Annotated in this window: 23 protein-coding genes; 8 read left to right on the forward strand and 15 right to left on the reverse strand. The window is 67.0% G+C overall.

What is annotated here, in order from left to right:
• Positions 1 to 3: 3 nt before the first annotated feature.
• The 3 genes from LPN03_RS08380 to serS form a co-directional block, all read right to left on the reverse strand.
• Positions 4 to 654, reverse strand: coding sequence for a hypothetical protein (locus LPN03_RS08380; RefSeq protein WP_165180449.1), 651 nt, complete (start codon positions 652 to 654; stop codon positions 4 to 6).
• Positions 655 to 1,521, reverse strand: coding sequence for an HAD family hydrolase (locus LPN03_RS08385; RefSeq protein ID WP_165180450.1), 867 nt, complete (start codon positions 1,519 to 1,521; stop codon positions 655 to 657). It abuts the gene before it with no gap.
• Between the two features lie 132 nt (positions 1,522 to 1,653).
• Entirely contained in the window at positions 1,654 to 2,931 is a 1,278-nt protein-coding gene (serS, locus tag LPN03_RS08390) for a serine--tRNA ligase (RefSeq protein WP_165180451.1), read from the reverse strand.
• A gap of 51 nt (positions 2,932 to 2,982) precedes the next feature.
• Between serS and LPN03_RS08395 the strand changes: the two genes are divergently transcribed.
• Positions 2,983 to 4,050: a diacylglycerol/lipid kinase family protein gene (locus tag LPN03_RS08395; protein ID WP_262453872.1), complete on the forward strand. Its 1,068-nt coding sequence runs from the start codon at positions 2,983 to 2,985 to the stop codon at positions 4,048 to 4,050.
• Positions 4,051 to 4,086: 36 nt separating this feature from the next.
• On the opposite strand, the gene LPN03_RS08400 is transcribed toward LPN03_RS08395, so the two are convergent.
• The 3 genes from LPN03_RS08400 to LPN03_RS08410 all read right to left on the reverse strand — a co-directional run bounded on the left by LPN03_RS08400 (position 4,087) and on the right by LPN03_RS08410 (position 5,684).
• Entirely contained in the window at positions 4,087 to 4,260 is a 174-nt protein-coding gene (locus LPN03_RS08400) for a hypothetical protein (RefSeq protein ID WP_165180453.1), read from the reverse strand.
• A gap of 122 nt (positions 4,261 to 4,382) precedes the next feature.
• On the reverse strand, positions 4,383 to 5,327 hold the full coding sequence (gene pheA / locus LPN03_RS08405; RefSeq protein ID WP_165180454.1) for a prephenate dehydratase: 945 nt from the start codon (positions 5,325 to 5,327) through the stop codon (positions 4,383 to 4,385).
• 30 nt (positions 5,328 to 5,357) lie between these two features.
• Positions 5,358 to 5,684 (reverse strand): rhodanese-like domain-containing protein, encoded by a 327-nt coding sequence (locus LPN03_RS08410; RefSeq protein ID WP_165180500.1) that lies wholly within the window; start codon positions 5,682 to 5,684, stop codon positions 5,358 to 5,360.
• A gap of 102 nt (positions 5,685 to 5,786) precedes the next feature.
• Between LPN03_RS08410 and LPN03_RS08415 the strand changes: the two genes are divergently transcribed.
• Positions 5,787 to 7,265, forward strand: a complete 1,479-nt coding sequence (locus LPN03_RS08415) for a peptide MFS transporter (RefSeq protein ID WP_262453874.1) — start codon at positions 5,787 to 5,789, stop codon at positions 7,263 to 7,265.
• A gap of 75 nt (positions 7,266 to 7,340) precedes the next feature.
• Here LPN03_RS08415 and LPN03_RS08420 read toward each other — a convergent pair whose 3' ends face one another.
• Positions 7,341 to 7,907 carry a DUF4190 domain-containing protein gene (locus LPN03_RS08420; RefSeq protein WP_262453876.1) on the reverse strand — a complete coding sequence of 189 codons (567 nt, stop codon included), beginning with the start codon at positions 7,905 to 7,907 and terminating at the stop codon, positions 7,341 to 7,343.
• Positions 7,908 to 8,073: 166 nt separating this feature from the next.
• Here LPN03_RS08420 and pgm point away from each other — a divergent pair, with 166 nt between their 5' ends.
• Positions 8,074 to 9,717, forward strand: coding sequence for a phosphoglucomutase (alpha-D-glucose-1,6-bisphosphate-dependent) (pgm, locus tag LPN03_RS08425; RefSeq protein ID WP_165180456.1), 1,644 nt, complete (start codon positions 8,074 to 8,076; stop codon positions 9,715 to 9,717).
• Positions 9,718 to 9,744: 27 nt separating this feature from the next.
• On the opposite strand, the gene LPN03_RS08430 is transcribed toward pgm, so the two are convergent.
• Positions 9,745 to 10,680, reverse strand: coding sequence for a cation diffusion facilitator family transporter (locus LPN03_RS08430; RefSeq protein ID WP_262453877.1), 936 nt, complete (start codon positions 10,678 to 10,680; stop codon positions 9,745 to 9,747).
• A gap of 53 nt (positions 10,681 to 10,733) precedes the next feature.
• Between LPN03_RS08430 and LPN03_RS08435 the strand changes: the two genes are divergently transcribed.
• Positions 10,734 to 11,063: an ArsR/SmtB family transcription factor gene (locus LPN03_RS08435; RefSeq protein WP_262453878.1), complete on the forward strand. Its 330-nt coding sequence runs from the start codon at positions 10,734 to 10,736 to the stop codon at positions 11,061 to 11,063.
• On the opposite strand, the gene LPN03_RS08440 is transcribed toward LPN03_RS08435, so the two are convergent.
• Positions 11,060 to 11,920 (reverse strand): class II glutamine amidotransferase, encoded by an 861-nt coding sequence (locus tag LPN03_RS08440; protein ID WP_262453880.1) that lies wholly within the window; start codon positions 11,918 to 11,920, stop codon positions 11,060 to 11,062. The two genes, LPN03_RS08435 and LPN03_RS08440, sit on opposite strands and share 4 nt — an antisense overlap.
• A gap of 128 nt (positions 11,921 to 12,048) precedes the next feature.
• Here LPN03_RS08440 and LPN03_RS08445 point away from each other — a divergent pair, with 128 nt between their 5' ends.
• Positions 12,049 to 13,353 carry a uracil-xanthine permease family protein gene (locus LPN03_RS08445; protein ID WP_262453881.1) on the forward strand — a complete coding sequence of 435 codons (1,305 nt, stop codon included), beginning with the start codon at positions 12,049 to 12,051 and terminating at the stop codon, positions 13,351 to 13,353.
• A gap of 78 nt (positions 13,354 to 13,431) precedes the next feature.
• Here LPN03_RS08445 and LPN03_RS08450 read toward each other — a convergent pair whose 3' ends face one another.
• The 5 genes from LPN03_RS08450 to LPN03_RS08470 are packed head-to-tail and all read right to left on the reverse strand — an operon-like array spanning position 13,432 to position 17,721.
• Positions 13,432 to 14,547 (reverse strand): glycerate kinase, encoded by a 1,116-nt coding sequence (locus tag LPN03_RS08450; RefSeq protein WP_262453883.1) that lies wholly within the window; start codon positions 14,545 to 14,547, stop codon positions 13,432 to 13,434.
• Between the two features lie 29 nt (positions 14,548 to 14,576).
• Positions 14,577 to 15,389: a glycerophosphodiester phosphodiesterase gene (locus tag LPN03_RS08455; RefSeq protein WP_262453884.1), complete on the reverse strand. Its 813-nt coding sequence runs from the start codon at positions 15,387 to 15,389 to the stop codon at positions 14,577 to 14,579.
• Between the two features lie 3 nt (positions 15,390 to 15,392).
• Positions 15,393 to 16,202, reverse strand: coding sequence for an HAD family hydrolase (locus LPN03_RS08460; RefSeq protein ID WP_165183300.1), 810 nt, complete (start codon positions 16,200 to 16,202; stop codon positions 15,393 to 15,395).
• 46 nt (positions 16,203 to 16,248) lie between these two features.
• A complete protein-coding gene (locus tag LPN03_RS08465; RefSeq protein ID WP_262453885.1) occupies positions 16,249 to 16,773 on the reverse strand; it encodes a YbhB/YbcL family Raf kinase inhibitor-like protein in 525 nt (174 codons plus the stop codon).
• A 3-nt stretch (positions 16,774 to 16,776) separates the two neighbouring features.
• Positions 16,777 to 17,721 carry a carbohydrate kinase family protein gene (locus tag LPN03_RS08470; protein ID WP_262453886.1) on the reverse strand — a complete coding sequence of 315 codons (945 nt, stop codon included), beginning with the start codon at positions 17,719 to 17,721 and terminating at the stop codon, positions 16,777 to 16,779.
• 89 nt (positions 17,722 to 17,810) lie between these two features.
• Here LPN03_RS08470 and LPN03_RS08475 point away from each other — a divergent pair, with 89 nt between their 5' ends.
• A complete protein-coding gene (locus LPN03_RS08475; protein WP_262453887.1) occupies positions 17,811 to 18,917 on the forward strand; it encodes a GTP pyrophosphokinase family protein in 1,107 nt (368 codons plus the stop codon).
• A 58-nt stretch (positions 18,918 to 18,975) separates the two neighbouring features.
• On the opposite strand, the gene LPN03_RS08480 is transcribed toward LPN03_RS08475, so the two are convergent.
• The gene (locus tag LPN03_RS08480) at positions 18,976 to 19,545 is read right to left on the reverse strand and encodes a TetR/AcrR family transcriptional regulator (protein ID WP_165183304.1); all 570 of its coding nucleotides are present in this window, start codon (positions 19,543 to 19,545) and stop codon (positions 18,976 to 18,978) included.
• A 167-nt stretch (positions 19,546 to 19,712) separates the two neighbouring features.
• On the opposite strand from LPN03_RS08480, the gene LPN03_RS08485 reads away from it, so the two are divergent.
• Both LPN03_RS08485 and LPN03_RS08490 read left to right on the forward strand, forming a co-directional pair.
• Positions 19,713 to 20,453 carry a DUF981 family protein gene (locus tag LPN03_RS08485; protein ID WP_165183305.1) on the forward strand — a complete coding sequence of 247 codons (741 nt, stop codon included), beginning with the start codon at positions 19,713 to 19,715 and terminating at the stop codon, positions 20,451 to 20,453.
• Positions 20,454 to 20,621: 168 nt separating this feature from the next.
• Positions 20,622 to 21,605, forward strand: a complete 984-nt coding sequence (locus LPN03_RS08490; protein ID WP_165183306.1) for a bile acid:sodium symporter family protein — start codon at positions 20,622 to 20,624, stop codon at positions 21,603 to 21,605.
• Positions 21,606 to 21,685 lie beyond the last annotated feature (80 nt).

The following is a 21,685-nucleotide window of genomic DNA, read 5'->3' on the forward strand; positions in this document are numbered from 1 at the left end:
CGGCTACGGGCTGTGGCTCTCCCACGCCCCGCACTGGGAGCTGTCCGGCTTCACCATCAACGATTCCAAGAAGGCCTGGTCATCGACGCCTCCCCCTTCGTCACGGTTGACGGCATTTCCATGACCCGCATTGAGGAAGAAGGCGTGCACTTCCGCGATTCCTCCAGCGACGGTGTCCTCAAGAACTCCACCATCGCCCACACGGGGCTGGTGAAGCCCGGCTACGGCGAGGCGGTCTACATTGGCTCGGCCAACTCCAACTGGAAGTGCTTTGGCAGCAGCAACGGCGTGGACGGCTCGGACCGCGTCCAGGTGCTCAACAACCACCTTGGGCCGTTCATTGCCGCAGAGCCGGTTGACATCAAGGAAGGCACCTACGACGGCGTGATTCGTGGGAACTTCTTCGACGGGCAGGGCATCACGGGCGAGAACTCCGGCGATTCCTGGATCGACGTCAAGGGCAACAACTACCTGATCGAGGGCAACACCGGCACCTTCGCACTGCCGGGCGTGTTTGCCAACGGCTACGAAATCCACACGCAGATCGCCGGGTGGGGCTGCGGAAACGTGTTCTCCTCCAACACCGTCACCAACGCCGTCAAGGGCCTGGCCAACGTCAAGGTCACGGCCCGCCCCATAAGCGGTGGCGGCCAACTACAGGAGGCTGCGCAGGACCGTGGCGGCGCCGTCGTCGTACACCGAGCCGGTGACCTCGTTGGCGGCGGCCCGCACGCCGGCGTCGGCCTGTCCCATGGCCACGCCTCGGCCGGCCCACCGGAGCATTTCAATGTCGTTGGAGCCGTCGCCGACGGCGACGGTCAGGGCGGGGTGGATGCCCAGCCGGGCCCGCAGCTTTTCCAGCGCCGTGGCCTTGGTTACCCCGTTTGCGGCGATGTCCAGCCAGGCGCTCCAGCCCACGGCGTAGGTGACGCCGTGCAGGCCCGCGGCCTCGATGGCGGCGGAGAAGTCCTCCATGCTGGCTTCGGCGCTGTTGACCACCACGCGGACGGCTTCGGCGTCGAGCAGGCGGGCAAAGTCAACTCCCTGGGCCTCGATGCCGAAGCTGGCGTCCTGAAAACGCGAAGTGGAGAGGAAGTTGCCGTTGGCGTCTTCCAGGGCAAAACGGGCACCGGGAACCTTGGCCCGGAGGGTGTTCAACGCTGCACGGGGGCTGAAGGTGACCCGTTCGGTGATCTCGTAGCCGCGCTCCAGGGACGGGTCCAGCCTGAGGGTGACCCCGCCGTTGGAGCAGACGGCAAAGCCGCGCTCCAGGCCGATCCTTTCCACGATGGGAAGCACCGCGCCCAGGGAGCGGCCCGTGGCCAAAATAACCTCGTTGCCCGCATCCACCACGGCCCGGGCGGCATTGCGGACGCCGCTGCTCATGTTGCCGTCGTGGTCCACCAGGGTGCCGTCGACATCCAGGGCCACCAGGTGGCGGTTGATTGCTGCTGCAGTTGCCGGGACTGCGATTTCCTGGTCATCGATGCCAGGGACGGCTGTATTTGCTGTCATTGTCATATCTCCAGTGAACCAGACGCCGCCTGCATAAGGCCAAGGCAGGAGCCCTTAAACCCATGAACGCCGGGTGAATACTCACAGCGAAGTGCACAGTGTGAGTATTAACCCGGCGTCCATCTTGGGCCGCGGGGACTACAGGACCGGGAACACTTCCATGCCGCCCAGGTACTTTTGCAACGCCACGGGGACATTGACGGAGCCGTCTGCATTCTGGTGGTGTTCCAGGATGGCGACGATCCAGCGCGTGGTGGCCAGCGTGCCGTTCAGGGTGGCCACGGCGCGGGTGCCGCCCTTGCCGCCGTCGTCCGCCGCCACACGCTCACGGATGTTCAGGCGGCGGGCCTGGTACGTGGTGCAGTTGGAGGTGGAGGTCAGCTCACGGTAGGCGTCCTGGGTGGGCACCCAGGCCTCACAGTCAAACTTGCGTGCGGCGGAGTTGCCGAGGTCGCCGGCGGCCGTGTCGATGACGCGGTACGGCAGTTCCACCTTGGCCAGCATTTCCTCTTCCCAGGCCAGCAGCCGCAGGTGTTCCTCTGCGGCCTTTTCCACCGTGGTGTAGACGAACATTTCCACCTTGTTGAACTGGTGGACCCGGATGATCCCGCGGGTGTCCTTGCCTGAGGCGCCAGCCTCCCGGCGGTAGCAGGAGGACCAGCCGGCGTAGCGCACCGGTTCGTCGACGTTGATGATCTCATCGGCGTGGTAGCCGGCCAGGGCCACCTCGGAAGTGCCCACCAGGTAAAGGTCGTCCTCGGCGAGGCGGTAGATTTCGGCGTCGTGCTTGACGTCGAAGCCTGTGCCGGCCATGGTTTCCGGGCGGACCAGGGTGGGGGTGATCATGGGGATGAAGCCGGCCTCGATGGCCTGGTCCATGGCCAGCTGCAGCAGCGCCATTTCCAGGCGCGCGCCAACACCCTTCAGGAAGTAGAAGCGCGAGCCGGAGACCTTGGCGCCGCGTTCCATGTCAATGGCGCCAATGAGCTCGCCAATTTCCAGGTGGTCGCGCGGGCTGAAGTCGGGGAATTCGCGCGGCGTGCCGACGGTCTTGACGGTGATGAAGTCGTCCTCGCCGCCTTCGGGCACGCCGTCCGAGACCAGGTTGGGCAGGGCCCGGACCAGGGCGTCCTGGGCCGCACCGGCGTCGTCGGCGGCTGTGGAGGCTGCCTTGACGGCGGCGGCCAGCTCTTTGACCTCGGCCAGGAGGGCCAGCTTTTCCTCGCCCTTGGCTGCGGCCACCTTCTTGCCGAAGGCCTTTTGCTCGGCACGCAGGGACTCAAAGCTGCTGATCGAGGACTTCCTGGCTGCATCCGCGGCGATGATTGAATCCACCACTGACGGCTCGGCCCCACGGGCGCGTTGGCTGGCGCGATATTTTTCGGGATTTTCGCTGAGGTCTCTGACATCGATCACGCCCTAAGCCTATCGAATCAATCCAAGTCGAACGGCTAAGGTTAGAGAATCATGCCTACCGAAGCCCTCGTCGCCATCATCGTGCTCATCATCGTGCTTGCTGTGGGATTCAGCTGGCTGGGTGTGCGCAAGCTCGCCCAAAAGCACACGCGCAGCGCGGTGGCCGAATCCCCCCACAAAATCCACGCGGACGCGCAGAAGGTGGCGTTTATTTACAACCCCACCAAGATAGGTGCCGACGCAGCCAAGACCCTGCTGCTGCGCTCCACCAGCCTGGCGGGCTGGCCGGAGCCCATCTTCCTGGAGACAACGGCGGAGGACCCGGGGGTCGCCATGGCGGGCCAGGCGCTGGAGGCGAAGGCCGACGTCGTTATTGTGGGCGGCGGCGACGGCACAGTGCGCGCTGTGGGCCAGGCCCTGCGGCACACCGAAGTTCCCTTGGGCATCATCCCGCTGGGCACGGGCAACCTGCTGGCCCGCAACCTGGAACTGGACGTCAACGACATTGCCGGCAATGTCCAGGTGGCCCTGTTCGGACACCAAAGGCACATCGACGCCGGCCTCATGGAGCTGGAGAACGAAGTCACCGGGGCGGTGTCAAAGAAGTCGTTCATGGTGATTGCCGGGCTGGGCATGGACGCCGAAGTCATGAACGACACCAATTCCAAGCTGAAGGAGTCCGTGGGCTGGCTGGCCTACAGCGAGGCCGGCCTGCGCCACATGGCGGGCCGGCGCAAAAAGGTCAGCATTGCCCTGGACGACCAGCCGGCCCAGCAGCGCAAGGTCCGCTCGGTGCTGTTTGCCAACTGCGGGCTGCTGCCGGGAGGCATCGACTTTGTCCCCAATGCCCTGATCGACGACGGCGTGCTGGACGTGGTGGTCATCAGCCCGCGCAGCGCCCTCGGCTGGATGGCAATGGTCGGCAAGGTGGTCTTCCAGCACAATAACCGCCTGCCTGTCATTGACTTTTACCGCTCCCAGCAGCTGGTCATCCGGACCGTGATGCCCGTGGAGACACAGGTCGACGGCGACCCGTCGGGCACGGCCACCGTGGTCAAGGTCAGTGTTGAGCACAAGGCCGTGCTGGTGCGCGTGGCGGCCCCCAACACGCCCGCGTAGCACTTTCCGGCTGTTGCGGTTCGAACAGCCGCGGAGCTAGTCGGTTTCGGGGCGAAGCGACTGCTCCTTGATCAGGCGTTCTTCCTCGTCAAAGCGCAGCTCATTGGCGTCGTCGCCCTCGTCGCCCACCGAGGTGTCCCGGCCCTCGATAGTGCCCGGGTTGACAATGGTGCCTTCCTCGCTGCTGTCCTTGGTTCCTGGAGAAACCATTGTGAGCCACCCCTTCCCTGACATGGGTGGCAACGCAGTGGTTTCCACCCGACCCGCGCAAACTCCTTGCGCAGATATGCAAAGCATAGGCTTGCCCGGCACTTCCTGAAAGGGGGCGGCCCCTACCTGCCCAGCAGCGCCTTGACCCAGGCGTCGGCCTCCGCGAACGCCTGGTCCGCATTGTAGGGGTGGACCACCGGCGGCTGTTGGTCCGCCCGCGGATACGAACCCAGAAATGACAGGCCCGGGCTCACCCGGTGCAGGCCGCGGAGGGCGTCGGCCACGCGGGCATCCCCGATATGGCCGTCCACGTCCACGCTGAAGGAGTAGTGGCCCAGGAACTGGCCCGTGGGGCGTGACTCGATGCGGCTGAGGTTCACGCCGCGGCTGGCAAACTGCTCCAGGATCTCCATCAGGGCGCCGGGGCGGTCCTCCGGCAGCGGAATTGACAGCGTGGTCTTGTCTGCTCCCGTTGGTGCCGGGAGCAGGCCGGGCCGGCCCACCAGGACAAAGCGGGTCACTGCCCCGATGTTGTCCTCAATGCCAGACGCCAGCACGGCCAGCCCGGTCCGCTCCGCCACCAGGGACGCGCAAACGGCTGCCTGGTAGGCCGGGCGGTCCTCCAGCAGGCCGTACGCGGCGGCCGCCGTCGAATTGCTTGGCACGTGCACGGCGTCGGGCAGGTTCGCTTGGAACCAGTCGCGGGTCTGGGCCCACGCGTGCGGGTGCGTGCCCACATGCGTCACGTCAGCCAGGGACACGCCAGGCCGGGCCACCAGGACAAAGCTGACCGGCACCACTGCCTCGGCCAGGATCCGCAGTTCGTCCCCTCCGGAAATGGCATCCAGGGTGGCCGGAACGCCGCCTTCAATGGAGTTTTCAATGGGCAGCATGGCCGCCAGCGCCTCGCCGGCGCGTACCTTCGCCAGGGCGGCGGCAGTGTTGGTGGACGGGATGCGCGGCGCCGCGGCCGCGCCGGGAACCTGCAGCAGGGCCGACTCCGTAAACGTCCCCTCCGGGCCCAGGTAGGTGTAGGGCAGGGTGGATGGGCCGGGCGCGGAAGTCATGGGGTGCCTGTCAGGTGGAAGGGATGTGGTTTACAGGACGCGCGGGGTTTCGCCGTTGTCGGAGACCATGGGCTTGCCAGCCTCAAGCCAGGCACCCATGCCGCCCACCACGTTGAACGCCGTGTAGCCGTTCTGGGTCAACCAATTCGTGGCGCGGAAGGAACGTCCGCCGGTGCGGCAGATGACGTTCAGGTCCACGTCCGGGTCCAGGCTGTCCAGGCGCTCCGGGAGCTGCTCCAGGGGGATGTGGAGGGCGCCGTCAATGTGCCCGGCCTCCCACTCGTAGTCTTCACGGACATCCAATATCACGGCGCCGCCAGCCAATTCCTCCACCGTGACGTTCATGATGTCTGACATGGTCATTTCTCCTGCTTAAAAGGGGTGCAATCCTGTTAAGCGTATCGCCCGGCGGCCCGCCCCAATGTGACGTCCCACGTCATAAATGCAAAAATTGATCAAGTGAGCTTATACAAAAGCCCTGCCGCCGAGGCTGAGGCAACCCCCGACCACCGCGACACATCGTTCTTCGGACAGCCGAAAATGCTGCTCAACCTCTTCAGTGTTGAGCTGTGGGAACGGTTCTCCTTCTACGGCATGCAGGGCATCCTGGCCTATTACATGTACTACTCCGTCACCAAGGGCGGGCTCGGAATTGCCGAAGGCACCGCCCTGGGCATTGTGGGTGCCTACGGCGGCGGCGTGTACCTGTCCACGATCCTGGGAGCCTGGGTGGCGGACCGCCTGCTCGGCTCCGAAAAGGTGCTCTTCTACAGCGCCATCCTGATCATGGCCGGCCACCTTTCCCTGGCCCTGCTGCCCGGCGCGGCGGGCCTGGCCACCGGCCTGATCCTGATAGGCGTGGGCTCCGGCGGGCTCAAGGCAAACGCAACCTCGCTGGTGGGCACCCTGTACTCCTCGGGCGACGGCCGCCGTGACGCCGGCTTCTCCATCTTCTACATGGGCATCAACATTGGCGGCCTGGTGGGCCCACTTGTCACCGGGTGGCTGCAGGTCACGTGGGGCTTCCACCTCGGCTTCGCAGCCGCAGCCGTCGGCATGGCACTGGGCCTGCTCCAGTACGGCCTGACCCGCAAAAACCTGCCCGAATCGGCGCACCAGGTGCCAAACCCGCTGCCAGCCAAGGACTACCGCAAGGTGGGCGCCCTGGCGGGTGCCGCCGTCGTACTCATCATTGCAGCCGTGGCCCTGGGTCTGATCACCGCCGAAAACCTGAAGTGGGTCATTGTGGCGGTGGTGGTGCTGGCCGCGGTGGCGTACTTTGCCGTGATCCTGGCCAACAAAACCGTGACCGGCCCCGAGCGCAGCCGCGTGTATTCCTTCATCCCGCTGTTCATTGCCAGTGCCGTGTTTTGGTCGCTGTTCCAGCAGCAGTTCACGGTGGTGGCGCTGTACGCGGACAAGCGCCTGGACCGCACCGTGCTGGGCTGGGAGATGCCCGCCAGCTGGGTGGGCTCGATCAACCCGGTGTTCATCATTGTCTTTGCCGGCGTGTTTGCCGCGCTGTGGACCAAATGGGGCAACCGCCAGCCCGGCACGCCCGTGAAGTTCGCCGTGTCGCTCATGGTGATGGGCGCCGCCTACCTGGCGTTCATCCCGTTTGCGGGCATGGCCGCGGTGCCCATGCTGGCCATTGTCTTCATTCTGCTGCTCTTCACGGTGGCAGAACTGCTGCTCTCCCCCGTGGGCCTGTCGCTGGCCACCAAGCTGGCGCCCGCCGCGTTCCAGACGCAGATGGTGGCGCTGTTCTTCCTCTCCGTCTCGCTCGGCACGGCCATGTCCGGCGTGCTCGCCCAGTGGTACGACCCCTCCAACGAGTCCCCGTACTTCCTGGTGATCGGGCTCGTGGCCATTGGCTTCGGCGCGCTGCTGCTCCTCGCGGCGAAGCCCATCAAAAGGCTCATGGCCGGGGTGCTGTAGCGCTTCTTTAAGCACGACGGCGGCCCCCGGGTTTGGGGGCCGCCGTCGTGCTTTGCTGTGCTTGGGTTTGCCGGCTCAGAGGCCCGAAACCACCGAGGACCACTCGCTGCTGCTGGCGTTCGGATCGTAGCTCAGGGACGACGCCAGGAAGACCAGGAAGGCATAGATCCCCACGTAGATCACCAGCGCCAGGTAGTTGGTGATCAGGCCCGTGATGGAGAACGGCTTGCCTTGCGGGCTTTCCTTCTTCATGCCGATGTGGCCCAGCACGATGCCCACGATTTGCGGAACTATCAACCAGCCGGCAATGAAGAGCGACACCAGGCCGATGATCATGCTGGACAGGCTCAGCCCGCGCGGGCCGCTGGTGGCGTCAATGTAGCCGGGGCCGCCCTGGTAAAACGTGGGCGGGGCAAACTGAGGCTGCTGGAACTGCCCGGCGGGCCCGCCGTACGGGTTCTGGCCGTACTGCGGTTGCCCGTAGGGGTTCTGGCCGTAGGGCGGCTGGCCGTAGGGATTGTCCGACGGCGGCGTGTAGGGCACGTCCGACTGCGGCGGGCCGGGCGGGGCCGTATACCCGGGGGGCGTGTAGCCCGGAGGCGTTCCGGGATATTGCTGCGGCTGATCCGGCTGGTTGGACACGGGTGGCTCCTGCTGGGTGCGGCCCGGTGCGGGGCCAAGTGAATGGGGGAAACTTGGCTTCCATCGTAGTCCAGCATTTGGTCCGCCCCGGCATGCCTGGGCCCAAAAGGGTCCACACTGTGACAAATGCGTGCGAACGGCGGCACTGCTCTGTCATGCTGGGACCATGGCTAGCCGCGCGGGCACTGTTGCCCTTCCCCAGGACCTTGTTGACCTCACAGCGTTGATGGACGCCTACTATGACCTGTCCCCGGACCTCTCCGATCCGGCGCAGCGGGTGGCCTTCGGCACCTCAGGCCACCGCGGTTCCTCACTGAAAACATCCTTCAACGAAGGCCACATTGCTGCCATCACGCAGGCCATCATTGAATACCGCAACGGGCAGGGCTTCACCGGTCCCCTGTTCATGGGCAAAGACACCCACGCCCTGAGCGAGCCGGCGCAAAACACGGCCCTGGAGGTCCTGGCGGGCAACGGCGTCGAGGTTTTGATCGATGCACGCCACGGCTTCACCCCCACCCCTGCCGTGTCCCACGCCATCCTCACGTACAACTTGGGGCGCACGGAGGGAGTTGCTGATGGCATTGTGGTCACACCCTCCCACAACCCGCCCACCGACGGCGGCTTCAAGTACAACCCCCCGCACGGCGGCCCGGCTGATTCCGACGCCACCGGGTGGATCGCCAACCGTGCCAACGCCCTGCTCGAGGACGGGCTGCGCGGGGTGCGCCGCGTGCCGCTGGCCGACGCCCTGAACGCCTCCACCACGGGCAAGTTCGACTTCCTCTCCAGCTACGTCGACGACCTCCCCTCCGTCCTGGACCTGGACGCCGTCCGCGCAGCGGGCGTGCGCATCGGCGCCGACCCCATGGGCGGGGCATCCGTGGACTACTGGGGCGAGATCGGCGAGCGCCACCACCTTGACCTGACTGTGGTCAACCCCACCGTGGACCCGCAGTGGGCGTTCATGACCCTGGACTGGGATGAGAAGATCCGCATGGACTGCTCCTCCCCGTTTGCCATGGCATCCCTGATCAACAAGCTCTCCGCCGGGGCACCCTTCGACATTGCCACCGGGAACGACGCCGACGCCGACCGGCACGGCATTGTCACCCCCGACGCCGGACTGATGAACCCGAACCACTACCTGGCAGTGGCCATCCAGTACCTGTACACGCACCGCCCGCAGTGGCCTGCCGGGGCCGGTGTGGGCAAGACCTTGGTGTCCTCCTCCATCATTGACAGGGTGGCCGCCGATCTGGGCCGCAAGCTCGTGGAGGTTCCCGTGGGCTTCAAGTGGTTTGTCCCCGGCCTGCTCTCCGGCGAGGGCGTGTTTGGCGGCGAGGAATCCGCCGGCGCCTCCTTTGTCAAGAGGGACGGCTCAGTCTGGACCACGGACAAGGACGGGATCCTGCTGGCGCTGCTGGCCTCGGAAATCACGGCAGTCACCGGCAAGTCACCCTCGGCGCACTATGCCGCGCTGACTGACCGTTTTGGGGCGCCGGCCTACGCGCGGATCGACGCCGCAGCCACCCGGGAGCAGAAGGCCGCGCTGGGCAAGCTGTCCGCCGCCGACGTCAAGGCCACCACCCTGGCGGGCGAGGACATCACGGCGAAGCTGACGGAGGCGCCCGGCAACGGCGCGGCCATCGGCGGGCTGAAGGTCACCACCGACAGCGCCTGGTTCGCGGCACGCCCTTCCGGCACCGAGGACGTCTACAAGATCTACGCCGAATCGTTCAAGGGAGCCGAGCACCTGGCCCAGGTCCAGGCGGAGGCGAAGGCCCTGGTCGACGGCGTCATCTCCTAACGACAGGCACAAGCCGCCGCACACCCGTCAGTGATGGGCGCCGAGCTCGTGTTCGGCGTGCCCCACGGGCTCCAGTTGGAACGTGGAGTGCTCGATGCTGATTGAGAAGTGGCCTGCCACGCACGTCTGGAGCTGGTCCAGCATGGCGGGGGCGTGGCCGTCGTGGAAGCATTCTTCATCCACCACGACGTGCGCGGAAAGGATCGGCAGGCCGGTGGCGATCTGGCTGGCGTGCAGGTCATGGACGGCACGGACGTGGTCGATTTCCAAGATGTGGGCGCGGACTTTGTCCAGGTCCAGCCCGGCGGGGGTTGATTCGAGCAGCACGCCAACGGTTTCCAGCAGCAGTTTCACGGTGCGCGGGAGTATGAGCGCGCCGATCAGCATGGCCACGACGGCGTCGGCCTGCATCCAGCCCGTGGTGGAAATGACCACGGCCGCCACAATGACGGCCACCGAGCCGAGCGCGTCATTCATGACCTCCAGGAACGCGGCTCGCATGTTGAAGTTCTTGCTGCGCCCGCCCATCAGCACCAGCAGGGAAATGACGTTGCCGGCCAGGCCGATGGCTCCAAACCAGATCATCTCCCCGGAGGCAATGTCAGCGGGATGGAACAGCCGCTGCACGCCTTCCACCAAAACCACCAGGCCGACGGCGAGCAGCACCGCAGCCTGCGCGGTTGCGGCCAGCACCTCGGCGCGGGCAAAGCCCCAGGTGCGCCGGTTGGTCGAGGGCCGGGCCATGAGCCGGGCCGCGAGCAGCGCCATGGCCAGTCCGCTGGCATCGGTGAGGACGTGGGCGGAGTCAAAGAGCAGGGCCAGGGAGCCGGTCAGCAGCGCGCCGATGACCTGGAGGACAAAAACGGCCAGCGTTACGCCGAGGGCTGTCAGCAGGCGGCCCTGATGGGTCTCCCCCGGGGCGCTGCCACGCGAATGGCCGTGGGAATGATCGTGTCCTGACATGCCTCAATAGTACATCCATTGCTGAATCCATCAAAGGGTGTACCATATTGAGAATGAAGCCCATTAGCAATGCTGCGGTGCTGGCCCGGTTTGGCTACGCCATCTCAGACCCCACCCGGGCGCAAATCCTCATGGAGCTGGCGCAGTCACCCAGCTATCCGGCGTCGTTGGCGGACAAACTGGGGGTCTCGCGCCAAAGCATCTCCAACCACCTGTCCTGCCTGCGTGACTGCGGGCTCGCCGTGGCGGTGGCGGAGGGGCGCCGTTCACGCTACGAACTGGCCCACCCCGCCCTGTCCCACGCCCTCAACGACCTGCTCGGCGTGGTTTTGCAGGTTGAGCCCGGCCACCACGCGAATGGTGCAGGGGGACGCCCGGACTAGGGTGCAGCGCCTGCCGGCGGCTGGGGACCGCCCAGCACCAGCCGGCGGACGGGCTCGGGTAGCAGCGGCCGGCTGCACTTCAGGTTCAAGCCGTCGTCAACATGGAGCAGCTCGCCCGGTTCCAGCATCCGCCAGCCGGGATCGCCGTCCATGGGTTCCGTGGCCACCACCACCGACCGTTTCCCGGCCAAATCCTGGCTGTGGCCGTGAATGCGGGCGGAGTCGACCGCCAGCGGCCGGCCGTCCGCGTGCCCTCCCGGCTGGCGTTCCAGGACGTGGAGTTCGTGGGTTTCCGGATACCGCAGGGCCCACAGCTCCGTGGCCGTGGACATGACCAGGTTGAGGCTGTAAACCGGCAGGTTGCCGGCAATCCAGCCGACTGCCGCAGTGATTCCTGCCGCCACGTCGCCGCGGTTCCTTCTGGTTTCCAGCGTGACCAGGGCAAACATCCGCTCGCTGTCCGTTTGCCCGCGGACCAGGCCCGCGCCGCCCAAGCCGGCCAACCGCGCGTCGAGCTTGTCCAGCTCGCCAAAGGCGCCGTTGTGCGCAAAGATGCGCCCGTCCTGTTCGAACGGGTGGGTGTTGGCCTCCGTGTGGGCGCCCGTGGTGGCGTACCTGACGTGGGCCACGAACGTGGTGCTTTCCAGTTCACGGGCCGCGGTGGCAAATGCCGCGTCCTCGTAGGCGGCGATGGCCTGTTTTGAAATTGCCGGCTGGCCGCCCGCCGTGAAAATGCCGATGCCGGTGCCGTCGGGCTCGCGGCGGCTCTGTTCGGAGAGGCTGTCCGGGGCCTTGAGCAGCCAGAATGTCGCCTTGACCGGATCAGCTCCGGCATGCAGTCCAAAGAGCCTACACATATCGTGATCCTAGTCGCGAAGCGCGGAAATGGGTGGTTGGCGGCCCTCCCGACGCGGCCGGGGCGCCCATGCCGATATTCTTATCCGTGGCCGCACACAGTTGAAGCAGCGCACGGAAGAGGCACGCAATGAGTTTGTTGGGCACCAAATGGACCGTCCACGGGGATGGCAGGACCATCAAGCCAGGCCAGGTCGTTTCACCGGATGAGAGGCTGAGCTGGCCGCGGACCGTCGGGATCGGCCTCCAGCACGTGGTGGCCATGTTCGGCGCCACGTTCCTGGTGCCCCTGCTGACCCACATGCCCCCGGCCACCACCCTGTTCTTCTCCGGCATCGGCACCCTCTTCTTCCTGGTCCTCACCCGGGGCCGCGTCCCCAGCTACCTGGGCTCCAGTTTTGCCTTCATTGCCCCGATTCTGGCCTCGCAGCAGCAGTTTGGCGTGACCGGGGCGCTGGGCGGGGTTGTGGTGGCGGGCGTAACGCTGGCCGTGCTGGGCCTGGTGGTGCAGAAATTTGGCGCCACCTGGATCAACCGCCTCATGCCGGCGCCGGTCACCGGCACCATCGTGGCGTTGATCGGGCTGAACCTGGCACCGTCCGCGAAGTCCAACTTTGAAAAGGCGCCCGTCACGGCCATCACCACCTTGCTGGTCATCATCCTGGTCAGCGTGCTGTTCCGCGGAATCCTGGGCCGGCTGGCCATTTTGGTGGGCGTGGTGGCCGGCTACCTGGTGGCCGTGCTGCGCGGCGAGGTGGACTTCTCCAAGCTCCACGAGGCCGCGTGGATCGGCCTGCCGCACTTCCAGACGCCCGTGTTCCACTTTGCCGTCCTGGGCCTGTTCATCCCCGTGGTGCTGGTCCTGGTGGCCGAAAACATTGGCCATGTTAAGTCCGTGGCCCTGATGACGGGCGAGGACCTGGATCCCTATGCGGGCCGCGCCATCATAGCCGACGGCGTTGCCACCACCCTGGCCGGCCTGGGCGGCGGCTCCGGCACCACCACCTATGCCGAAAACATCGGCGTCATGGCGGCCACCAAGGTGTATTCCACGGCCGCTTACTACGTGGCCGGTGCGGCAGCCCTGCTGCTCAGCTTTTCCCCGAAGTTTGGCGAATTGATCGCCACGGTGCCGGTGGGCGTGCTGGGCGGTGCCGCCACGCTGCTGTACGGCATGATCGGCGTCCTGGGCGTGCGCATCTGGGTGCAGAACAAGGTGGACTTTTCCAACAACATCAACCTGACCACGGCCGCCGTCGCACTCATCATTGGCGTGGCCGACTTCACGTGGAATGCCGGCCAGCTCCAGTTTGCCGGCATTGCCCTCGGCACCGGGGCCGCCCTGGCCGTCTACCACTCCATGCACGCGCTGGCGAAGTGGCGCGGCACGGCGGGCGACCCCCTCGAGCCCGAGAAGGAACCCGCGCAACACTGACCCCCGCCCCGTTGACATTCGAGATAACCACCGCGGAGCTGCCCCGGGGAGGTGGTTATCTCCAACTTCGACGGGGGGCTAGATGCCGTTGAGGGCTTCCGAGGTGGCCCGCGCGGTGTAGCGGGCGGCGTCGGCCAGGGCGGCCTCCGGGGAGCCTGCCACGTCGGTGGCGCTGACAGCCGCCACGACGCCGTGGCCGGCCAGTTCTGCCTGCGTGACGCTGATGCGCCCGGCCACCACGACGACGGGCAGTCCCCTTGCGTGGGCGGCGTCCGCCACGCCGATGGGCGCCTTCCCGGACAGCGACTGCTCATCCATGGACCCCTCGCCGGTGATGACCAGGTCCGCGCCGTCAAGGGCGGCGTCCAGGCCCACCATTTCGGCAACCAGGTCAAAGCCGCGCTCAATCGAGGCATTGGCGTAGGCCACAAACAGGGACGGGAAGCCGCCGGCGGCGCCCGCGCCCTCAATGTTGATGTCCACCCCGGTGCTCTCCCGCACCAACGACGCCAGGTGGCGCAGGCCGGCGTCGAGCTTCTCCACGGCGTCCGCGTCCGCACCCTTTTGCGGGCCGAAAATGTGGGCGGCGCCGTTGTAGCCGTACAGCGGGTTGTCAACGTCCACGGCCATGCGGATCTTCGCCCCGGCCAGGCGGGGGTCCAGGCCGGAGGCATCGATCGCGGCCACGTCCAGGAGGGAGCCGCCGCCCAGCGGGACCAGGTTGCCATGAGCGTCCAGGAGCTTCAGGCCCAGCGCGCGCAGGGCCCCGGAGCCGGCGTCGGTCATGGCGGAGCCGCCCAGGCCGATGATGACCTCGGTGGCGCCGGCCTCCAGCGCGGCGGCGATGAGCTGGCCGGAACCGTAGGAGTGCGCCCGCAGCGCGTTTTCGACGGTGGGCTCGGAAAGCAGGTAGCCGCTGGCCTGGGCTGTCTCAATGACGGCCACGTGGGTTTCCGGGTGCACCGCCCAGGCGGCTCCGACGGGCTTGATGATTGGCCCCACCACGGCGTTGAGGCGCTCCTGGAAGCCCGCCGCGACGGCAGCCTCCAGGGTTCCCTCGCCGCCGTCGGCCACGGGCAGGGTGGTCACCACGGCGTCGGGGTAAACACGGAGAGCGCCTTCGCTCATGGCGGCGGCCGCTTCGACGCCGGTCAGGGTGCCCTTGAACTTGTCAGGTGCAATCAAAATTCGCATGGTCCCATCCTGCCAGCCCGGGGCGGATGTTACGCAGTCGCCGCCGGCGCCCCGGGGCCCGCCGGCCAGTAGCCGCGCCGTCGCATGACGGCGGCCAGCAGGTCCGCGCGGTCCGTCATGATCCCGTCCACGCCCAGGTCCAGGAGCTGGTCCATGTCCGCCGGCTCGTTGATGGTCCAGACGTGCATCTTCAGCCCCGCCCGGTGCGCGCGTCCCACCGAACGCCGCGTCACCAGGTCCACGCCCATGGCCCGGCGCGGGATTTGCAGCACATCCACGCCGGCCATCATGGCGCGCAGCAGGGGGATGGGCAGCCACGGGCTGAGCAGCGCGTAGGCCAGCAGCAGCTTTTGGCCCGGCGAGCTAGCCACCGGCCGGCTCAGCCGCGACAGCACGTCCTTGCGCCTCCGGCCGGAAAAAGACGCCACGCACACCCGCTCATGCAGGCCAAACTCCTCGATGAGGGCCGCCAGCGTTGCCGCGGACCCTGTGTCCTTGACGTCAATGTTGAAGCGCGCCGCGGGCAGCGCCTCAACAAATTCACGCAGGGTGGGGATGGGCTGCTCCCCGCCGATGCGTGCTTCGCGGACGACGGCGTACGGCAGCTCCGCGATCCGCCCGGCCCGGTCGGTGATCCGGTCAAGCGAGGTGTCGTGGAAGACCACCGTGACGCCGTCGGCCGTGGTGTTGATGTCGGTCTCGAGGTACTGGTAGCCCAGCTCGAGGGCCGCCCGGAACGCGGGGAGCGAGTTCTCCCAACCCTGCAGGCAGAAGCCGCGGTGCGCGATGGCGAGCGGGATGGGCGAATCCAGGTAGGGCTTCGTGACCCTGGCCGTCTTCACCGCCTAGGCCAGCCGCAGCGCGGCCAGGCGGGCCTCGATGACCTGGGCAACGCCGTCGTCCTCGAAGCGGGGGGCGGTCAGCGCGGCGGCGGCGAGCGCGTCAGGGTGCCCGCTGGCCATTGCGTAGCCGGCACCGGCCCAGCCCAGCATCTCGATGTCGTTGGGCATGTCCCCGAACGCCACCACGTCCGCCGCCGCGATCCCCTTCGAGGCGGCATATTCGGCGAGCGTGACGGCCTTGTTGACCCCGAGGGGGCCCATTTCCAGCAGGGCCAGCGTGGGGGCGGAATGCGTGACGGAGATGAGGCCGCCCACCTTGGGCCGGACCAGGTCCAGGAAGTCGTCGGCGTTGCCCGTGTGGAGGACGGCCAGCATTTTGATGATGCCGCCGCCGGCCATGGCGGGGGTCAGCTGCTCCGGTTCCAGGCCGGCCAGGGACGGCGGCTGCTCCGCGCCGAGGAAGCCGGGCTCCACATGGAATCCGTCCAGGCTTTCCAGGGCAAAGCGGGGCTCGGGCGCCAGGCCGGAGATGATGTCGCGGACGTGGCTGACTGTCTCCCAGGGCAGCAGGTGCGAGGCCACCACGGACTCGCTTTCCAGGCTGTAGGTGACGGCGCCGTTGGAGCAGATCACCGTTCCGGTGTGGCCCACCTGCTCCCGGATGGGGTCCAGCCAGCGCGGGGGCCGTCCGGTGACGAAAACGATGCCGATCCCTGCCTCCGCGGCGGCCTGGAAGGCCTCCAGGGTGCGGCTGCTGATCTTTCCGTCGTGTCCGAGGATGGTTCCGTCAATGTCACTGGCAATTAAGCGCATACCCTAGGCTATCCAACTTCGCCGGGCCTGTTTCCGCGCAGCCGCGTCATGCCACCTCGAAAATGCCGGTGATCCGGGCCCGGGCCAGCGTGTGGAAGTGCAGGTTGAAGCCGAGCACGGCCGGGGTGGCGTCGGCGCCGAGGTCCAGGGCCGGAACGTCCACGGCATGGACCACCACCATGTAGCGGTGCGGCCCGTCCCCGGCGGGGGGTGCCGAGCCCATGTAACCGGGGAACCCGCCGTCGTTCTTCAGGGTCAGCGAGCCGGCGGGCATGCTGCCGGAGCCGGCGCCTTCGGGCAGGGAGGTCACGGACGCCGGGATGTTTGCCACGGCCCAGTGCCAGAAGCCGCTGGCGGTGGGGGCGTCGGGGTCGTACATGGTCACGGCGAAGCTTTGGGTGGCGGCGGGGAAGCCGGACCAGGCCAGCTGCGGGGAGAGGTCCCTGCCGTCCGGGTGCCCTCCGGGGTTGACCTGCCTGACGGGCATGGCGCCGCCGTCGGCCAGGGACGTGCTGGCCAGCGTGAAGCCGGGGACGGGGGCGAGAAATGCGTAGGGATCGTAGTCAAACATGGTTCAGCCTTCCTGCAGTTCGGTGCGGTTGGGTGGGTTGGCGCCGGCGCGGGAGACCGTAATGGCGGCGGCCCGGGCGGCGTAGCGGATCAGTTCCTCGAGCTGTTCGGCGGTGATGGCGCGCAGGGTGGTGCGGCGCTGGGCACCGTCCAGTTCGCGGTCCACCAGGGCGGCCAGCAGGGCCGCCATGAAGGAGTCGCCGGCCCCCACGGTGTCCACCACCTTCACGGCCGGCACGGCGCACTCCGCCTCCCCGGCCGCGCACACCGCCCACGGGCCTTCCCCGCCCCGGGTGACAACCACGACGGCGGGGCCTTCCGCGCCGCCGTCGGCCAGCCACCTGCGGGCCGCCGCCAACGGGTCGGTGCCCGGATAGAGCCATTCGAGGTCTTCATCGGAGGCCTTGACCACATCCGCCAGGCGGACAAACTTTTCCGCCTGGGCGCGGGCAAAGGCCACGTCCTTGATGATGGTGGGGCGGCAGTTGGGGTCGTAGCTGATGGTGGCTGAGGGGTGGGCTGCCACCACGGCGTTGAACACCTGGTCCGCGCCGGGGGCCAGCATCGCGGCGATGGATCCGGTGTGCAGCAGGGTGGTGGCGGCCAGCATGAAGTTGGGCATGCCGTCCGGCCCGGACAGTGCGGCGGGCAGTTCCCAGTCCAGGGTGAACTCGTAGCTGGCGGCGCCGTTGCCGTCCAGCACGGCCCGGGCAATGGAGGTGGGCCGGCTGTCCGGGGTGACCGGAACCAGCACGTCGTTTTCCTTGAGGTGCGCCGCCACCAGGGCACCGTACGCGTCCTTGCCGAAGCGGCCCAGGAACTGGACGGGGTGGCCCAGCCGGGCCAGGCCAACGGCCACGTTCATGGGGCTGCCGCCCACATGCGGCACGGCTTCGCGCCCCGGGCGGACCACTTCATCAATCAACGTCTCACCAATTACCGTCAGCATGGCAACAGCCTACGGCCATCCGGCCCGACGCCACCCCCTGTTACCCGCGTTACTCGCGCCGAAGGGGTCCGGCGCTTAAGCTCGAGGATATGAGCAGCCATTGGGAACGCCTTGACGAATCACTGCGGCCGTCCGTCACGGCGTCCGTTGCGGCCTATGAGCGCGCCCTGCCGGAGCTGAAGCGGGTCACCTCGGAGATGGAATCCCTGGTCCGGGACGTCATGGAGGACGCCCAGGACAAGCCCCTGTTTGTCACCAGCCGGACCAAAACGGTGGAATCGTTCCGCGAAAAGGCGTCCCGCATGGTGGTGCCGGAGCCGGGCGCCGCCCCCGCCCTGCAGTTCCCGGACCCGCTGCGCAACCTCACGGACATGGTGGGCGTGCGCGTCATCACCACGCTCCCGGGCGAAAACGCGAACGTGGCGAACCTGATCAAGCGCCGCCGGAACATCTTTGACTGCCGCGGGGACAGGGAGAAGGACATCGGCTCCATCGAGTCCGGCACGTACGGCTACTCCAGCCGGCACCTGATCCTGCGCAGCATCCAAAACGCCGTGGTGCGCTCCTACCAGGGGGCGCTGGACCCTGAGGCCAAGGCCAGCGGCAGCTACTTCTTTGAGTGCCAGATCCGCACCATATTCGCCCATGCCTGGAGCGAGATTGAGCATGACATCCGCTTCAAGGCACAGGATCCGCGTGCCTGGAGCCCCTACTTTGACCGCCAGTTCACGGCCACGGCGGCCATGCTGGAGACCGTGGAGTCCGCGTTCTCCGAACTGCACGAGCGGTACGAGACCGTCACCAGCTATTGGGATGCCGAGGGCGAGGGAGGGGAGTCACTGACCCCGAACCGGATCAAGGCCGTGTGGCAGACCCTGCTGCCCCATGTGGACAGGAAGGCCGACGACGACTGGGGCTGGGCGGCCGAGCTGGTCCATGCGCACGGGCTCACGCAGACCATCGACCTGGCGGCGCTGCTGCAGCCTGACATCATCTCCCACGTCCGCAAGGCGCTGGACCACCGCTACTCCCCCGGCCCCGACCGGCTCCTGGACGACCTGCTGCTGTGGCAGTTTGGGCAGCGACACATTGACCTGACGGCCGAGGAAGCCTCCGCCGAGCAGACCCCGCGCCGGGACAGCCTGCAGCGCCGCCACCAGCAGATGCAGCGCTACCGCACGTCGATGGGGTTCTAGCCCACACCGATTGGGCTTGTCGGTTTTTGGAAGCGGACGTACGCAAAAATGCCGCCGTTTACGCAATTTGCACACCCAGCAGCTCCAGGATTCGGGCCACCTGCCGGGCGGCGTAGTCGAGCGGGTCATTCATTCCGAGGGCAAAGCCATAGAGGAGCGACGCACCTATCGATTGCATAAGCAGCTCCAGGTCCTCGTTCCCCAGGGTTTGGCCGGCCATCCGTTCCAGCCCGATGTTCAAGGCCTCGCCCAACAACGGCTGGTGGTTGCGGATGATCTCCTGCAGCTCGGGGTCGCGCCCGGCCTCGAGAATGGGATTGAGCCTGGTGGTGACCACGTCCGGGCCCAGCCTGGGGGCAAAATAGATGGCCATGAGCTGCGCTGCAACCCAGGCCAAGGTGGATCCACGGCCCGTGTTCGTCAGGGCAACGCATTTCCGGGCAATCCCCAGCGCGCTCTGGGCGCGCAGGTCCTCGGCTCCTGCCACGGCGGCCCGGTACAGCTCCTTCTTGGAGGGATAGTAGTAGTTCCCGGAGCCTGCGGCCAGCCCGGCAGCCTCGGCAACGCGACGGTGGGTCACGGCGGAGGGGCCCTCGTCAATGAGCAGACGCGCGGCGGCCGCCGCCATCAGCTCCTGCTTCGCCTGACTGCGATGCTGCTTGATTTTCTCCACCCCCCTGCCCGCGGTCCAGCCGGAATAATTTCGCCCGCCCCGGCGCTACATCAAAAGCCATACACCAGTATGGCTTTATGAATGGACCGTGCGGCCCACACCTAAGGGAAAGCGATTGCACCATGAGCATGGCAACCGAAGCTCTCAAGATCGACTGGGCGACCATGCCCACCTACAACACCATCATGTCACTGGCGGCCGGAGCGGGATTGCTGGCCGTGGTCATTTTTGCCCGCGACCTCTTCGGGCTGCGCCGCAACAAGGATGCGACACTCAGCACAGACGGCTGGTCCCTGGCATTTGGCGTGCTCGGCGTGATCCTCACTGCCACGGGCCTGCACATGACGCTGACCTGGCCGCTCGCCGCAGGGGGCTTCCCGTTCGACAACATCATTTTCGGTGAAACCAGCCTGGGCTTCGGCGTGCTCCTGCTCGGGGCGGCTTTGTACCTGTGGAAGCGCGGTGCGGCTCTGGCGTCCGCCGTGGACCCGGTGGCTTTTGCCGCCACTACGGCCCGCCCATTGTCCCTCTTCGTTGGCGGGCTGGGACTGAGCCTGTTCGCCATCGCGGCCGCCGGCATCACCTACCAATTGTTCGCCGCCCCCGCCCAGGAGCCGATTTCCGGGGCATTCGCCGCCTATCCCATGATTGAGGCGACCTTCATGTCCGGGCTCTTTGCCGTCGTCGGGGTCGGCGCGGTGCTCTTCCCCGTTGCAATTGCAAAACTCCGCACGGCGGGCACGGCAGCGGCCGGGCTGGTCAAGACCATCGGGGTGGCCTGGTTTCTGACCGGGCTGGCATTCCTGCTCTTTGGCGCCATGAACTATTTCACCCACATCGGCCTGATCGTCCACACCATGTAGTCCACAGCATGTGGCAGGCCCGGCCGGCGCCCTACCGTGCGCCGGCCATCGCGGCACCAATTTTAGGCTCGCGCGGTCCCTGGTGGACTTCGCCGAGGCGGCCGCGGACCTCACATCCAAATAGTGAGATGATTTGTTCAAGGGGCGGACAAGGCGGAAAATAAACAGGTGCCTCAGTCAACTAATACCGCCCCAAAGACCACCTCAACAGCCCGGCCGGACCGCACCGCGCTCATCGCCGTCACCATCTTTCCCCTGCTGGTCATTGCGGCCGGAATCCTCGGGTTCCTGCTCCCCGGCTCGTTCAAACCGTTGGCCCCGTCGGTGCCGTACCTGCTCGGCATCATCATGTTCTGCATGGGCCTGACGCTGACCCTGCCCGATTTTGCCGCCGTCGCCAAGCGGCCGTGGGCCGTGGCCCTGGGCCTCGCAGCGCACTACGTCATCATGCCGGGGGCCGGCTGGCTCATTGCCACGGGCCTTCACCTGAGCCCCGAACTGGCGGCCGGTGTGATCCTGGTGGGCTGTGCACCCAGCGGGACGTCCTCCAATGTGATGGCTTACCTGGCCAAGGGTGATGTGGCCCTCTCAGTGGCCGTTGCCACGATCTCCACCCTCGTGGCCCCCATCGTCATGCCTGCCCTGACGCTCTTCCTGGCGGGCTCATTCCTCCATGTGGACGCAGGCGCCATGATGCTCGACATTCTCAAGACAGTGCTGCTGCCCGTCGTGGCCGGGCTGCTGGCCCGGCTGTTCCTCAACCGGATGGTGGACTTTGTGCTGCCCGTACTGCCGTGGATTTCCGCCGTCGTCATTTCCCTGATCGTGGCCATTGTGGTGGCCGGCTCTGCCTCGAAGATCGTGGCAGCGGGCGGGATCGTCTTCCTGGCCGTTGTCCTGCACAACGGCTTCGGCCTGGGCCTTGGCTACCTGGCCGGCAAGGCGGGGCGGCTGGACGCCCGGGCGCGCCGCGCCCTGGCATTTGAGGTGGGCATGCAGAATTCCGGGCTGGCTGCGACGCTGGCAACGGCCCATTTCTCCCCGCTGGCCGCCCTGCCCTCGGCAGTGTTCTCCGTCTGGCACAACATCTCCGGCGCCGTGGTGGCTGCCTGGCTGGCGCGCAAGCCGCTGCCGGACAAGGTGGCTGCGTAGCAGTTTCGGGTGGTGGGGTGCCGTGTCCCTCCGGGGCATGGGGAGTCCTGCATGGGGAGGACACCCCATCGACGGGTGCG

Source organism: Arthrobacter sp. A2-55, assembly GCF_025548615.1.
In the GTDB taxonomy this organism is placed as follows: Bacteria; Actinomycetota; Actinomycetes; order Actinomycetales; family Micrococcaceae; genus Specibacter; species Specibacter silviterrae.